The organism is Burkholderia sp. 28_3, assembly GCF_003253915.1.
Classification (GTDB): Bacteria; Pseudomonadota; Gammaproteobacteria; order Burkholderiales; family Burkholderiaceae; genus Burkholderia; species Burkholderia cenocepacia.
In genome coordinates this window covers 149,839-163,645 of sequence record NZ_QKZF01000002.1, presented here as the reverse complement: position 1 = coordinate 163,645, position 13,807 = coordinate 149,839, and the positions used below count along the sequence as shown (strand labels likewise).

13 protein-coding genes are annotated in these 13,807 nt (G+C 68.4%); 11 read left to right on the top strand and 2 right to left on the bottom strand.

Annotated features, from left to right (window positions below):
- Window positions 1-16: 16 nt before the first annotated feature.
- Window positions 17-1,636 (top strand): FMN-binding glutamate synthase family protein, encoded by a 1,620-nt coding sequence (locus tag DFS13_RS05465; RefSeq protein WP_006483441.1) that lies wholly within the window; start codon window positions 17-19, stop codon window positions 1,634-1,636.
- Between the two features lie 103 nt (window positions 1,637-1,739).
- Here DFS13_RS05465 and DFS13_RS05460 read toward each other — a convergent pair whose 3' ends face one another.
- On the bottom strand, window positions 1,740-2,354 hold the full coding sequence (locus tag DFS13_RS05460; protein WP_034178360.1) for a glutathione S-transferase family protein: 615 nt from the start codon (window positions 2,352-2,354) through the stop codon (window positions 1,740-1,742).
- Window positions 2,355-2,538: 184 nt separating this feature from the next.
- Between DFS13_RS05460 and DFS13_RS05450 the strand changes: the two genes are divergently transcribed.
- The 10 genes from DFS13_RS05450 to DFS13_RS05405 all read left to right on the top strand — a co-directional run bounded on the left by DFS13_RS05450 (window position 2,539) and on the right by DFS13_RS05405 (window position 13,069).
- Complete coding sequence (locus DFS13_RS05450; protein WP_048987089.1) at window positions 2,539-3,924, top strand: aminopeptidase P N-terminal domain-containing protein; 1,386 nt, start codon at window positions 2,539-2,541, stop codon at window positions 3,922-3,924.
- Window positions 3,925-3,961: 37 nt separating this feature from the next.
- The gene (locus tag DFS13_RS05445; protein WP_006483428.1) at window positions 3,962-5,149 is read left to right on the top strand and encodes a UbiH/UbiF/VisC/COQ6 family ubiquinone biosynthesis hydroxylase; all 1,188 of its coding nucleotides are present in this window, start codon (window positions 3,962-3,964) and stop codon (window positions 5,147-5,149) included.
- A gap of 128 nt (window positions 5,150-5,277) precedes the next feature.
- A complete protein-coding gene (dusB, locus tag DFS13_RS05440; protein ID WP_006497523.1) occupies window positions 5,278-6,345 on the top strand; it encodes a tRNA dihydrouridine synthase DusB in 1,068 nt (355 codons plus the stop codon).
- The gene (locus DFS13_RS05435; protein ID WP_006476892.1) at window positions 6,342-6,575 is read left to right on the top strand and encodes a Fis family transcriptional regulator; all 234 of its coding nucleotides are present in this window, start codon (window positions 6,342-6,344) and stop codon (window positions 6,573-6,575) included. Before dusB ends, DFS13_RS05435 begins: the two co-directional genes overlap by 4 nt.
- A 44-nt stretch (window positions 6,576-6,619) precedes the next feature.
- Window positions 6,620-8,185 carry a bifunctional phosphoribosylaminoimidazolecarboxamide formyltransferase/IMP cyclohydrolase gene (purH, locus tag DFS13_RS05430; RefSeq protein WP_006483450.1) on the top strand — a complete coding sequence of 522 codons (1,566 nt, stop codon included), beginning with the start codon at window positions 6,620-6,622 and terminating at the stop codon, window positions 8,183-8,185.
- A gap of 154 nt (window positions 8,186-8,339) precedes the next feature.
- The gene (gene ruvC / locus DFS13_RS05425; protein WP_006476894.1) at window positions 8,340-8,882 is read left to right on the top strand and encodes a crossover junction endodeoxyribonuclease RuvC; all 543 of its coding nucleotides are present in this window, start codon (window positions 8,340-8,342) and stop codon (window positions 8,880-8,882) included.
- 171 nt (window positions 8,883-9,053) lie between these two features.
- Window positions 9,054-9,635, top strand: a complete 582-nt coding sequence (gene ruvA, locus DFS13_RS05420; protein ID WP_006483429.1) for a Holliday junction branch migration protein RuvA — start codon at window positions 9,054-9,056, stop codon at window positions 9,633-9,635.
- A gap of 108 nt (window positions 9,636-9,743) precedes the next feature.
- Window positions 9,744-10,814, top strand: a complete 1,071-nt coding sequence (ruvB, locus tag DFS13_RS05415) for a Holliday junction branch migration DNA helicase RuvB (protein WP_006483430.1) — start codon at window positions 9,744-9,746, stop codon at window positions 10,812-10,814.
- A 23-nt stretch (window positions 10,815-10,837) separates the two neighbouring features.
- Complete coding sequence (locus tag DFS13_RS05410; protein ID WP_084750923.1) at window positions 10,838-11,791, top strand: oxygenase MpaB family protein; 954 nt, start codon at window positions 10,838-10,840, stop codon at window positions 11,789-11,791.
- Between the two features lie 153 nt (window positions 11,792-11,944).
- A complete protein-coding gene (locus DFS13_RS05405; protein ID WP_111441543.1) occupies window positions 11,945-13,069 on the top strand; it encodes a ParB/Srx family N-terminal domain-containing protein in 1,125 nt (374 codons plus the stop codon).
- 62 nt (window positions 13,070-13,131) lie between these two features.
- Here DFS13_RS05405 and DFS13_RS05400 read toward each other — a convergent pair whose 3' ends face one another.
- Window positions 13,132-13,794 (bottom strand): histidine phosphatase family protein, encoded by a 663-nt coding sequence (locus DFS13_RS05400; protein WP_006483446.1) that lies wholly within the window; start codon window positions 13,792-13,794, stop codon window positions 13,132-13,134.
- Window positions 13,795-13,807 lie beyond the last annotated feature (13 nt).

The window sequence follows — 13,807 nt, the reverse complement described above, 5'->3', positions numbered from 1 at the left end:
TTCTTACGGAGTCCCCATGCTTTCAAGACGCTACCTCGCGATGTGGTGTGCTGTCCTGCTGCTCATCGCCGCGGCCGCACTCGCGTCGATCCACGTGCTTTCGTGGCTGTGGATCATCCTCCCCGTCGCCCTCGTCGCGCTCGGCCTGTACGACCTGAACCAGGACCGCCACGCGATCCTGCGGAACTACCCGCTCTGGGGCCACTTCCGCTTCCTGTTCGAATTCATCCGACCTGAAATCCGCCAGTACTTCGTCGAGGACGACACCGACGAGAAACCGTTCTCGCGTGCGCAGCGCAGCCTCGTCTACCAGCGCGCGAAGAACGTCGCCGACAACCGCCCGTACGGCACCGAGCTGAACGTGAAGGCCGTCGCGCACGAATGGATCAGCCATTCGCTCGCGCCGACGAAGCTGCCGAACCACGATTTCCGCATCCGCGTCGGCGCGAGTCGCGCGCAACCGTACGACATTTCGATCTTCAACATCTCGGCGATGAGCTTCGGCTCGCTGTCCGCGAACGCGATCCGCTCGCTGAACCTCGGCGCGAAGAAAGGCGGCTTCGCGCACGACACCGGCGAAGGCTCGCTGTCGAAGTACCACCGCGAGCACGGCGGCGACATCATCTGGGAAATCGCGTCCGGCTACTTCGGCTGCCGCAACGACGACGGCACGTTCAATCCGGACAAGTTCGCGAAGCAGGCCGCCGATCCGCAGGTCAAGATGATCGAGGTGAAGCTGTCGCAGGGCGCGAAGCCCGGCCACGGCGGCGTGCTGCCGGCCGCGAAGATCACGCCCGAGATCGCCGAGACGCGCGGCGTGCCGATGGGCAAGGACTGCATCTCGCCCGCGACGCATTCGGAATTCTCGACGCCGCGCGGACTGCTCGAATTCGTCGAGCGGCTGCGCACGCTGTCCGGCGGCAAGCCGACCGGCTTCAAGCTGTGCATCGGCCATCCGTGGGAATTCTTCGGGATTGCGAAAGCGATGCTCGAGACCGGCATCGTGCCCGACTTCATCGTCGTCGACGGCGCGGAAGGCGGCACCGGCGCGGCGCCGCTCGAATTCACCGACCACGTCGGCGTGCCGCTGCAGGAAGGGCTGCTGCTCGTGCACAACACGCTCGTCGGAATCGGCGTGCGCGATCGCGTGAAGCTCGGCGCGAGCGGCAAGATCATCACCGCGTTCGACATCGCGCGCACGCTCGCGATCGGCGCGGACTGGGTGAACTCGGCGCGCGGCTTCATGTTCGCGGTCGGCTGCATCCAGGCGCAGCACTGCCACACCGACCGCTGCCCGACCGGCGTCGCGACGCAGGATCCGGTGCGCCAGCGCGCGCTCGTCGTGCCCGACAAGGCCGAGCGCGTGTACAACTTCCACCGCAACACGCTGCATGCGCTGCAGGAACTCGTGCAGGCGGCCGGACTCGCCCATCCGTCCGAGCTGCGCGCGCATCACATCGTGCAGCGGGTCGCGCCGCACGAGGTGCGATTGATGTCGCAACTGCTGAAGTACCTGAAGCCCGGTGCGCTGCTCGACGGCCAGACCTGCGGCTTCTCGCTGTACGACAAGTGGTGGCCGATCGCGCGCAGCGATTCGTTCACGCTCGGCGAAGCCGTGTACGCATCGATCGAGTGACGCGCGCGGCCGCTCCGCTGCGGCGGCCCACGCGACAAAAAGAAAAGCGCCCCGCGGGGCGCTTTTCTTTCGTCTGCCGAATGCGCGCGGGCCGGGCCGCGGCTCAGTTCTGCGGCAGCGTATCGGCGAACGACGGTCGCTGCTGCAGCTTCACGAAGTGCTTGTCGAGGTTCGGGTGGCGATCGCGCCAGTTAAGCTCGGGCATCCGGAAGTCGAGGTAGCCGAGCGCGCAGCCGAGTGCGATGTCGGCGAGCGTGTAATGATTACCGACGCACCACGTCTTGCCGCCGAGCCCCTGCGACATCGCGACGAGCGCATCGTCGATCTTGCGTTGCTGGCGCGCGATCCAGCTTGGGCTGCGCTGCCCTTCTTCGCGCAGCGTGTGTTCGAGACGGATCGCGACCGCCGCGTCGAGCACGCCGTCGCCCAGTGCTTCCCAGCAGCGCACTTCCACGCGCTCGCGGCCCGACGGCGGAATCAGCTTGCCGACCGGCGACAGCGTATCGACGTATTCGCAGATCACGCGGGAATCGAACACCGCGGCACCATCCTCCATCACGAGGCACGGGACCTTGCCGAGCGGATTCGAAGCATGAATATCCGTCTCCGGCGCCCACACGTTCTCGAGCTCCAGCTTGTAGTCGATCTTCTTTTCAGCAAGCACGATCCGCGCCTTTCGGACGTACGGGCTGCTGAGCGAACCGATTAATTTCATCATCTGCCTTTTTAAGGGAACCGCCGGGAGTATACGTTGTCGTCGATCATAACCGGCCGGTGCAGCCGGGTAGAAAATCGCCCGTCCGGCCTGTGGATGGTTTGCAACAGCGGCCGCGCGGGCCCAGTCGGTGCGGCTTCCGGCCCCACTCTCACGCACGGCGTCACGCGGCGCTACAATCGCACGAATGAACGCGCCCCTCGATACCGCCATCGCCGTCGACGTCTACCGCCAGCGCCGTGAACGCGTGCTTGCCGCACTGCGTGCCGCGGGCGGCGGCGTCGCCATCGTCCCCACCGCGCCGGAAATGCTGCGCAACCGCGATACGGCCTACCCGTACCGGTTCGACAGCTACTTCCATTACCTGACGGGCTTCACCGAGCCGGATGCCGTGCTCGTGCTGAACGCGGCCGCGCCGCACGGCGCGCCGGAATCGATCCTGTTCTGCCGCGCCAAGAACGTCGACCGCGAGATCTGGGAAGGCTTCCACTACGGGCCCGAGGCCGCGCGCGACGCGTTCGGCTTCGACGCGGCGTTCGCGGTCGACGTGATCGACACCGAGATGCCGCGCCTGCTCGCCGATGCGGGCACCGTCCACTACCGGTTCGGCGCATCGGCCGACTTCGAGCGCCAGCTCGCCGGCTGGCTCGACGCGGTGCGCGCGCAGGCACGCGCGGGCGTCGCCGCGCCGGACGCGCTGCTCGATCTCACGCCGCTGCTCGACGACATGCGGCTCGTGAAGGACGAACACGAACTCGCGATCATGATGCGCGCCGCGCACATCTCCGCGCTCGCGCATCGCCGCGCGATGCAGGTGTGCCGCCCCGGCATCCGCGAATACGAGCTCGAGGCCGAGCTGCTGTACCTGTTCCGCAAGCACGGCGCGCAGGCGCCCGCGTACGGCTCGATCGTCGCGGCCGGCGCGAACGCGTGCGTGCTGCACTACCCGGCCGGCAACGCGGCCGCGCGGGACGGCGACCTGATCCTGATCGACGCCGCCTGCGAACTCGACGGCTATGCATCCGACATCACCCGCACGTTCCCGGCGAACGGGCGCTTCTCGCCCGCGCAGCGCACGCTGTACGACATCGTGCTCGCCGCGCAGCAGGCCGCGATCGACGCGACGCGCGCGGGCGTGCCGTTCGAGGCGCCGCACGACGCGGCCGTACGCGTGCTCGCCCAGGGGCTGCTCGACACCGGCATCATCCCGAAAACGCGCTTCTCGAACGTCGACGACGTGATCGCCGAGCGTGCGTACACGCGCTTCTACATGCACCGCACCGGCCACTGGCTCGGCATGGACGTGCACGATTGCGGCGACTACCGCGAGCGGCTCGCCGCGCGCGACGCCAACGGCGCGCTGCCGTGGCGCACGCTGAAGCCCGGCATGACGCTCACCGTCGAGCCCGGCCTGTATGTGCGCGCGGCCGACGACGTGCCGCCCGAGTACTGGAACATCGGCATCCGCATCGAGGACGACGCGATCGTGCGCGAACACGGCTGCGAACTGATCACGCGCGGCGTGCCGGTCGCGGCCGACGAGATCGAGGCGCTGATGCGCGCGGACGCATGACCGGCCGCCGACCGTACCCTCCGTTTCACGAATCAAGATGACGACCGCTTCCTCCCCGGCCACGCCGGACTACGACCTCGCCATCGTCGGCGCGGGCCCCGTCGGGCTCGCGCTCGCCGGCTGGCTCGCCCGCCGCAGCGCGACGCAGCACGCGTCGATCGCGCTGATCGATGCGCGCGAACCTGCCGCGAGCGCGAACGACCCGCGCGCGATCGCCGTGTCGCACGGCAGCCGCGTGCTGCTCGATACGCTCGCATGGCCCGCCGACGCCACGCCGATCGAACATATCCACGTGTCGCAGCGCGGCCATTTCGGCCGCACGCTGATCGACCGCGACGAACACGCGCTCGCGGCGCTCGGCTACGTGGTGCGCTACGGCTCGATCGTGCAGGCGCTCGCGGGCGCCGTACGCGGCACGCGCGTCGACTGGCTCACGTCGACCACCGCGCACACGCCGCAGCAGGATGCCGACGGCGTCACGCTGACGCTCGACGGCCCGCAAGGCGAACGCACGCTGCGTGCGCGCATCGTCATCAACGCCGAAGGCGGGCTGTTCCACCAGCAGCAGGCCGATACGGGCAAGCATCGCCGCGACTACGGCCAGACCGCGCTCGTCGGCACGGTCACGGTATCGGCGCCGCGCCCGAACGTCGCGTGGGAACGCTTCACGCACGAAGGCCCGCTCGCACTGCTGCCGCTGGGCGGGCCGCGTCAGGCCGACTACTCGCTCGTCTGGTGCTGTACGCCCGACGAAGCGGCGCGACGGGCCGCGCTGCCCGACGATGCATTCCTGCGCGAGCTCGGCAGCGTGTTCGGAGAACGCATGGGCGAATTCGTCGCGATCGCCGGGCGCGCGTCGTTCCCGCTCGGCCTGAACGCCGCGCAGACGCTCGTCAACGGCCGCATCGCGATCGTCGGCAATGCCGCGCAAACGCTGCATCCGGTGGCAGGCCAGGGGCTCAACCTCGGCCTGCGCGATGCACACACGCTCGTCGACACACTGTCCGCACAAGGCTTCGAAGCGACCGCGCTCGCGACCTTCAACGCGCGCCGCGCGCTCGACCGGCGCTTCACGATCGGCGCGACCGACACGCTGGCGCGCCTGTTCACGATCGATGCGGGCCCGCTGCCGCTGCTGCGTGGCGCGGCGCTCACCGCGCTCGAATTCGTGCCGCCGCTCAAGAAGGCGATCGCACGCCAGATGATGTTCGGCCAGCGCAACTGACACGCGGCGCGCCGCACCGCCTCTCCAGGCAAACCGGGTCAAATCGGCGGGGCATGGGAATACGGTAAAATGCCCGTTTTCCGTCTTCCCTTCCCCTGCCCGCGCGTGCCGCGGGCGGCGCCATTGCGATGCCCGTTATCGGCCCTCACGTATTGCGTAACAACCTGTTCGTCGCCCCGATGGCCGGGGTGACGGATCGTCCGTTCCGCCAGTTGTGCAAACGGCTGGGGGCCGGTTACGCCGTGTCCGAGATGGTCGCGTCGAACGCGCAGCTGTGGAAAAGCGCGAAGACGATGCGGCGCGCGAACCACGAAGGCGAAGTCGAGCCGATCGCGGTGCAGATCGCCGGCGCCGATCCGGCGATGATGGCCGAAGCGGCCCGCTACAACGTCGACAACGGCGCGCAGATCATCGACATCAACATGGGCTGCCCGGCGAAGAAGGTCTGCAACGTCGCGGCCGGCTCCGCGCTGCTGCAGAACGAGCCGCTCGTGCAGCGGATCGTCGAGGCGGTCGTCGCGGCGGTCGGTACCGGGCCCGATGCGGTGCCCGTCACGTTGAAGATCCGCACCGGCTGGGACCGCGAGCACAAGAACGCGATCACGGTCGCGCGCCTGGCCGAGGCGGCCGGCATCTCGATGCTGACCGTGCACGGCCGCACGCGCGCCGACCTGTACCGGGGCGACGCCGAGTACGACACGATCGCGGCCGTGAAGGCGGCCGTGCGGATTCCGGTCGTCGCGAACGGCGACATCACGTCGCCCGCCAAGGCGAAGGCCGTGCTCGATGCAACCGGCGCCGACGCGCTGATGATCGGTCGCGCCGCGCAAGGCCGGCCGTGGCTGTTCCGCGAAATCGATCATTTCCTGCAAACCGGCGAGCTGCTGCCCCCGCCGCGGATCGACGAGATCCAGCACGTGATGAACGAACACCTGGAAGACCACTACGCTTTCTATGGCGAATTCACCGGCGTCCGTACTGCGCGCAAGCACATCGGCTGGTACACTCGCGGCCTTTCCGGTGCCAACGGGTTCCGGCACCGAATGAACACGCTCGATTCCACCCGCGAGCAACTCGCCGCCGTCAATGCATTCTTCGAGGCGCAAAAGGCGCTGTCGGACCACCTCGTCTACGTCGACGACGAAGAGGAAAACGGCCAGGGCGAGTCGGACGACCATAACCAGTTAGCAGCATGAGCAAGCACAACATCGAACAATGTGTCCGCGAGAGCCTGGACGTGTATTTCCGGGATCTAGACGGCTCCAATCCGCACGACGTCTATGAAATGGTGATGTCCTGCGTCGAAAAGCCGATGCTCGAGGTCGTGCTCGTACAGGCCGGCGGCAACCAGTCGCTTGCCGCGGAGTACCTCGGCATCAATCGCAATACGCTGCGCAAGAAGCTGCAGCAGCACGGCCTGCTGTAGGCGGCCGTCCCGTCCCCGTTTCCCTGGCTATTGGTGGTTCCATCATGATCAAGCAAGCGCTCATTTCCGTTTCCGACAAGACCGGCATCGTCGACTTCGCGAAGTCGCTGTCCGACCTCGGCGTCAAGCTGCTGTCGACGGGCGGCACCGCGAAACTCCTCGCCGACGCGGGCCTGCCCGTGACCGAAGTGGCCGATTACACGGGCTTCCCGGAAATGCTCGATGGGCGCGTGAAGACGCTCCACCCGAAGGTGCACGGCGGCATCCTCGCCCGCCGCGACCTGCCCGAGCACATGCAGGCGCTCGAACAGCACGGCATCCCGACGATCGACCTGCTCGTCGTGAACCTGTATCCGTTCGTCGCGACGATCGCGAAGGACGACTGCACGCTCGCCGACGCGATCGAGAACATCGACATCGGCGGCCCGACGATGCTGCGCTCGGCCGCGAAGAACCACCGCGACGTGACGGTCGTCGTCGATCCGGCCGACTACGCGGTCGTGCTCGATGAAATGAAGGCGAACGGCAATACGGTCGGCTACCCGACCAACTTCCGCCTCGCGACGAAGGTGTTCGCGCACACCGCGCAATACGACGGCGCGATCACGAACTACCTGACGAGCCTGACCGACGAGCTGAAGCACGCATCGCGCAGCGCGTACCCGGCCACGCTGAACCTGGCGTTCGACAAGGTTCAGGACCTGCGCTACGGCGAGAACCCGCACCAGAGCGCGGCGTTCTACCGCGACCTCGCGGCGCCGGCCGGCGCGCTGGCGAACTACCGCCAGTTGCAGGGCAAGGAACTGTCGTACAACAACATCGCGGATTCGGACGCGGCGTGGGAATGCGTGAAGACGTTCGACGCGCCGGCCTGCGTGATCATCAAGCATGCGAACCCGTGCGGCGTCGCGGTCGGCAACGACTCGGCCGACGCGTACGCGAAGGCCTTCCAGACCGACCCGACCTCGGCATTCGGCGGCATCATCGCGTTCAACCGCGAAGTCGACGAAGCGGCCGCGCAAGCCGTTGCGAAGCAGTTCGTCGAAGTGCTGATCGCCCCGTCGTTCTCCGACGCCGCGAAGCAGGTGTTCGCCGCGAAGCAGAACGTGCGCCTGCTCGAAATCGCGCTGGGCGACGGCCATAACGCATTCGACCTGAAGCGCGTCGGCGGCGGCCTGCTCGTGCAGTCGCTCGATTCGAAGAACGTGCAGCCGCACGAGCTGCGCGTCGTCACGAAGCGGCACCCGACGCCGAAGGAAATGGACGACCTGCTGTTCGCATGGCGCGTCGCGAAGTACGTGAAGTCGAACGCGATCGTGTTCTGCGGCAATGGCATGACGCTCGGCGTCGGCGCCGGCCAGATGAGCCGCGTCGATTCCGCCCGCATCGCGAGCATCAAGGCGCAGAACGCCGGCCTGACGCTGACCGGCTCGGCCGTCGCGTCGGATGCGTTCTTCCCGTTCCGCGACGGCCTCGACGTCGTCGTGGCGGCCGGCGCGACCTGCGTGATCCAGCCGGGCGGCTCGATGCGCGACGACGAAGTGATCGCGGCAGCCGACGAGCACAACATCGCGATGATCCTGACGGGCGTGCGCCACTTCCGTCACTGATCGCCGCACGCGGCCCGCGCGGCCGCTGCACCGGAACCCGGCGGCATCATCCCCGCCGGGTTTTTTATTGCGCGACGCCTTCGCGCACGGCCGGGCAACCGGTGTGCCGCACCATTCGTTGTAGTATCGCTGCATCACGCCACTCTCCTCACTCATGCGAATTCTCGGCATCGACCCCGGCCTGCGCGTCACCGGCTTCGGCGTCATCGACGTCAGCGGCCACCGGCTCGCCTATGTCACGAGCGGTGTGATCCGCACGCCGACGGCCGACCTGGCCACCCGGCTCGGCACGATCTTCCAGGGCGTGTCGACGATCGTGCGCGAACACGCGCCCGACCAGGCCGCGATCGAAAAGGTGTTCGTCAACGTGAACCCGCAGTCGACGCTGCTGCTCGGCCAGGCGCGCGGCGCCGCGATCTGCGGCCTCGTCGCGGGTGGCCTGCCGGTCGCCGAATACACGGCGCTGCAGCTCAAGCAGGCCGTGGTCGGCTATGGCCGCGCGACCAAGACGCAGATGCAGGAAATGGTCACACGGCTGCTCAACCTGTCCGGCCAGCCCGGCTCCGATGCGGCCGACGCGCTCGGCATGGCGATCTGCCATGCGCACGGCGGCAACACGCTCAGCACGCTGGGCGGCCTCGCGCCGGCGCTCGCGCAGAAAGGGCTGCGGGTGCGGCGCGGCAGACTGGTCGGCTGACGCCGCACACCGCGGCCCGGCACGTCGGCTCGACTGCATTGGCCGCCTTGCCCGGTTTGCCCGCGCCCGCCATGCGCGCGACCCGCGCCGCTTCGGCCTGACGGCCGCGCCCATCGGCATTGCGCCGCGCGTGCGCTACACTCGCGCTTTCTTCCTCGCATCCCGTCCTCCATGATCGGTCGCATCGCCGGCATCCTGCTCGAAAAGAACCCGCCTCATCTGCTCGTCGACTGCAACGGCGTCGGCTACGAAATCGACGTGCCGATGAGCACCTTCTACAACCTGCCGCAAACGGGCGAACGCGTCGTGCTGCTCACGCAGCAGATCGTCCGCGAGGACGCGCACCTGCTGTACGGCTTCCTGACGCAGCAGGAGCGCACGACCTTCCGCGAACTGCTGAAGATCACCGGCATCGGCGCGCGCATGGCGCTCGCCGTGCTGTCCGGCATGAGCGTGCAGGAACTCGCGCAGGCCGTGACGATGCAGGACGCCGCCCGCCTCACGCGCCTACCCGGCATCGGCAAGAAGACCGCCGAGCGCCTGCTGCTCGAACTGAAGGGCAAGCTCGGCGCCGACCTCGGCGCGCTCGCCGGCGCCGCGTCGCCGTCCGACCACGCGACCGACATCCTCAACGCACTGCTGGCGCTCGGCTACTCCGAGAAGGAAGGCCTTGCCGCGATCAAGAACGTACCGGCCGGCACCGGCGTGTCCGAAGGCATCAAGCTCGCGCTGAAGGCATTGTCGAAGGCGTAACGCGCGTTCGATCCGGCCGTCGAAGCCAGTGTCGCGCCGCCGCGCGGCGCTCGCCAGTCGGCCGTTCGGCCAGGTGGCCCGGGCTGCGTCGCGCGGTACAATGGCCGCATGATTGAAACCGACAAACTCGCCACCGAGCAGCGGATCATCGCCGCCACACCTGCCTCGTCGCACGAGGAGGTGTTCGAACGTGCGTTGCGACCGCGCCAGCTCGACGACTACGTCGGCCAGGAAAAGGTGCGCGGCCAGCTCGAGATTTTCATCGAAGCCGCGAAGCGCCGCTCCGAGCCGCTCGACCACGTGCTGCTGTTCGGGCCGCCGGGTCTCGGCAAGACGACGCTCGCACACATCATCGCGCGCGAGATGGGCGTGAACCTGCGCCAGACGTCGGGCCCCGTGCTCGAGCGCGCGGGCGATCTCGCCGCGCTGCTGACGAACCTCGAAGCGAACGACGTGCTGTTCATCGACGAAATCCACCGGTTGTCGCCGGTCGTCGAGGAAATCCTGTATCCGGCGCTCGAGGATTACCAGATCGACATCATGATCGGCGAAGGCCCGGCCGCGCGCAGCGTGAAGCTCGACCTGCAGCCGTTCACGCTGGTCGGCGCGACCACCCGCGCGGGGATGCTCACCAACCCGCTGCGCGATCGTTTCGGGATCGTCGCGCGCCTCGAGTTCTACGACGCCGATCAACTGTCGCGCATCGTACGGCGCTCGGCGTCGCTGCTGAATGCGCAGATCGATCCGAACGGCGCGCTGGAAATCGCGAAACGCTCGCGCGGCACGCCGCGGATCGCGAACCGGCTGCTGCGCCGCGTGCGCGACTTCGCGGAAGTGAAGGCCGACGGCCAGATCACCGCGGCGGTTGCCGACGCCGCGCTCGCGATGCTCGACGTCGATCCGGTCGGCTTCGACCTGATGGACCGCAAGCTGCTGGAAGCGATCCTGTACAAGTTCGATGGCGGCCCGGTCGGCATCGACAACCTCGCGGCGGCGATCGGCGAGGAGCGCGACACGATCGAGGACGTGCTCGAACCGTACCTGATCCAGCAGGGCTTCCTGCAGCGCACGCCGCGCGGGCGCGTCGCGACGCTGCTCACGTATCGCCACTTCGGGCTGTCGGTACCCGACGCGCGCCGCCCCGAACGCGACGAGTGGGATACCCCCGACGGGAAGTAATCCGTCGCCCGAGCCGCACCGCCATGACGACGCCGCCCAGCCGCCACCCCACCGCGCCCGCGCCCGGCCCGCGCTGGGCCGAGCCGATCCGCAAGCGGCTCGTGGCCGGCATCACGCACCTGACGGCCGGCGGCGGTGGCCCGTCGATCGATCTCTCGTCTCCGCCCGGAGACCCGGGGCTGTTCGGCCCCGACGCCGTCTGCTGGCGCGTGCATGCCGATTTCACGTCGATGATGACGGGCGGCATCGCCGCGTTGCTGCTGCAGGCGCTCCACCCGCTCGCGCTCGCGGGCGTCTGGGATCATTCGTCGTTCCGCACCGACATCTTCGGCCGCTTGCGGCGCACCGCCACGTTCATCACGGGGACGACGTTCGGCAGCCGCGCGGACGCGCTCGCGCTGATCGAGCGCGTGAAAGCGATCCATGCGCGCGTCACGGGCAGCGCGCCGGATGGCCGGCCGTACCGCGCCGACGATCCCGCGTTGCTGACCTGGGTGCACGTCGCGGAAGTGTCGAGCTTCCTCGCCGCGCATCTGCGTTACGTGAATCCGGCGCTGCCGGGCGAACTGCAGGACCGCTACTACGCGGAGACGGCACTGATCGCCGAGTTGCTCGGCGCCAATGAGGTTCCTCGTTCACGCGCCGAGGTGGCAACCTATCTCGCGCGCATGCTGCCCGAACTCGAAGCCGGGCCGCGTACCTTCGACGTGATGTCGATCCTGCTGAACGTGCCGGTCGCGAAGCCCGCGCTGCGGCCTGCCGCGTCGCTGGTGATGCATGCCGGGATCGACCTGCTGCCGCCGTGGGCGCAGCGCATGCTCGGCGTGTCGACGTTCGCGCCGTTGCGGCGCGCGGTGGTCCGGCCCGGCATCCGCGCGGTCGCCCCCGTGCTGCGCTGGGCGCTCGTCAACGGCGCGTCAAAGCGTGCGCGCCGCCGCGCGACGGCCACCCCGTCCGACGACACTCCGGCAGCCTGACGATCCGCTTGTTCGGATCATTTCAATTTACTGTCAAATACCTGTGACAAGCTGACGGGCTTGCACCCGCGCACGGTCGCACGTCCTGCCTGTCACGCACACCCGTGGCCCGCGCGGTGTCCCGCCACCCGCTACCGACACCCGATGCCCGCGATGCCACGCCTGCCGATCCGTTTCGCCCTTGCCGCCAGCCTGTCCATCCTCTTCGCCCTCGCCGCGTGCGGCGGCGATGATGTCGTCGCCGTCGCACGCACGGACGCACAACCGCCATCCGGCGGCACGACGACGCCGGCTCCCACGCCGCCCGCCACGACCACCCCGCCACCGGGCAAGTGGAAGGCGGCCCGCGCCGGCGACCTGATCGACGTCACGCTCGGCGATCTCCATCCGACGCAGGGTGCGATCGGCTACGACCAGATCTACTACAAGCTCGGCCGCTATGAACTGCAGCCCGACAAGAAGTTCGACGACTTCTGCGCGGACGAAGGCCTCGGCGGCGTCGCATCAAGCGGCTACACGGCCCGATCGTCGCTGCGCGAGCCGGCCAGCTACACGTGCGCAACGACCGACGCGAACGCCCGCGACCGCTCGGTGCTGAACCCCGTCGTGATCGGCCCGAACGGCGACGCGCTGTACCTGACCGACGGCCACCACGGCCTGTCGACCTATTACGAGACGCCCGACGGCGGCCCGGCGCTGCACGTGCACGTCGTCGTCAAGGACAACCTCAGCGACTACTCGGGCGACGCGTTCTGGCAGCAGATGCAAAGCCGCGGCTACCTGCGCCTGAAGAACGGCGAAGGCAAGCCGATCACGACCGCGCAACTGCCGACCGGCCTCGGCCTGACACTCGGGATGACGAACGACCGCTACCGCTCGCTCGTCTATTTCACGCGCGACATCGGCTACAGCAAGCCCGCACAAGCAACCGACTACCTCGAGTTCTACTGGGCCGACTGGCTGCGCGCGCAGCCCGGCACGTTCGCGCTGGCGAGCTACGACCTCACGCGCGGCGGCACGACCGATCCCGACCCGGCGAAGGCCGACACCGGCTACCTGAATGCGGTCTGGAACGCATCGACGCGGATGGTCGCGGCCACCGACCCCGTGATCGACGGCAAGACGGGCGCCGACCTCGGGCGCGCCGATGCGATCAACGGCGGGAAGAAATACAGCAAGGGGGAATTCGACAAGCTGCGCCAGCCGATCACGGCCGACAAGCCCGGCAAGATCGCGTACGCGCTCGACTACAAGACGCGTCACGGGCTGCCGCAGTAAGCACCACACCGAAAGGAAGAAAGGGCACCCCGGGCCGGCCATGCCGGACGGGGGTGGCGCGCTCAAAGCACCTTGCGGTACCCGTCGTCGTCGCTCGCGGCTTCGAGATGCGACACGTCGGCCCACCGCACGACCTGCGCACGACCATCCACGTAATCGACGACGTTGATGCTGGTGTTGAGCAGCTGATAGGTACGCGGCGCCGACAGCTCGATCCCGTTCGCGAAGCGATACACGCAATCGAGCACGCCGCCGTGCGCGACGCACGCGATGCGGCCGCCCGGATGCGCGGCGACGATCGGTTCGAGCGCATGCAGCACGCGGTGATAGAACGCACGCTGCGACTCGCCGCCCTCCGGCGCGAAGCCCGGGTCGCGCGTCTGCCAGGCCGCATACGCGTCCGGAAACAGCGCCTCGATCTCGGTGCTGTCGTGCCCCTGGAATGCGCCGTACGAACGCTCGCGCAACCCTTCGCGCAGCAGCAGCGGCAACCCGAGCGCATCGGCGAACGGTTGCGCGGTCTGTTGCGCGCGCATCAGGTCGCTCGAATACACCGCGTCGATCCGCGCGCCGTCGCGCGCCTCTCTCGCGAGCCGCGCCGCCAGCCGCTGCGCCTGCTCGAGCCCCGTGTCGGCCAGCGGGATGTCGATATGCCCCTGGATACGCTTGATGCGGTTCCAGGCCGTCTCGCCATGGCGGATGAAAAGAATCTGCGTGGTGGCCATCGCGGCGAATCTC

What these genes read in the sequence shown, in the direction of transcription:
- DFS13_RS05465 (WP_006483441.1), top strand. Translation starts at nt 17, where the DNA reads ATGCTTTCAAGACGCTACCTCGCGATGTGGTGTGCTGTCCTGCTGCTC.
- DFS13_RS05460 (WP_034178360.1), bottom strand. Translation starts at nt 2,354, where the DNA reads ATGATGAAATTAATCGGTTCGCTCAGCAGCCCGTACGTCCGAAAGGCG.
- DFS13_RS05450 (WP_048987089.1), top strand. Translation starts at nt 2,539, where the DNA reads ATGAACGCGCCCCTCGATACCGCCATCGCCGTCGACGTCTACCGCCAG.
- DFS13_RS05445 (WP_006483428.1), top strand. Translation starts at nt 3,962, where the DNA reads ATGACGACCGCTTCCTCCCCGGCCACGCCGGACTACGACCTCGCCATC.
- dusB (WP_006497523.1), top strand. Translation starts at nt 5,278, where the DNA reads ATGCCCGTTATCGGCCCTCACGTATTGCGTAACAACCTGTTCGTCGCC.
- DFS13_RS05435 (WP_006476892.1), top strand. Translation starts at nt 6,342, where the DNA reads ATGAGCAAGCACAACATCGAACAATGTGTCCGCGAGAGCCTGGACGTG.
- purH (WP_006483450.1), top strand. Translation starts at nt 6,620, where the DNA reads ATGATCAAGCAAGCGCTCATTTCCGTTTCCGACAAGACCGGCATCGTC.
- ruvC (WP_006476894.1), top strand. Translation starts at nt 8,340, where the DNA reads ATGCGAATTCTCGGCATCGACCCCGGCCTGCGCGTCACCGGCTTCGGC.
- ruvA (WP_006483429.1), top strand. Translation starts at nt 9,054, where the DNA reads ATGATCGGTCGCATCGCCGGCATCCTGCTCGAAAAGAACCCGCCTCAT.
- ruvB (WP_006483430.1), top strand. Translation starts at nt 9,744, where the DNA reads ATGATTGAAACCGACAAACTCGCCACCGAGCAGCGGATCATCGCCGCC.
- DFS13_RS05410 (WP_084750923.1), top strand. Translation starts at nt 10,838, where the DNA reads ATGACGACGCCGCCCAGCCGCCACCCCACCGCGCCCGCGCCCGGCCCG.
- DFS13_RS05405 (WP_111441543.1), top strand. Translation starts at nt 11,945, where the DNA reads ATGCCACGCCTGCCGATCCGTTTCGCCCTTGCCGCCAGCCTGTCCATC.
- DFS13_RS05400 (WP_006483446.1), bottom strand. Translation starts at nt 13,794, where the DNA reads ATGGCCACCACGCAGATTCTTTTCATCCGCCATGGCGAGACGGCCTGG.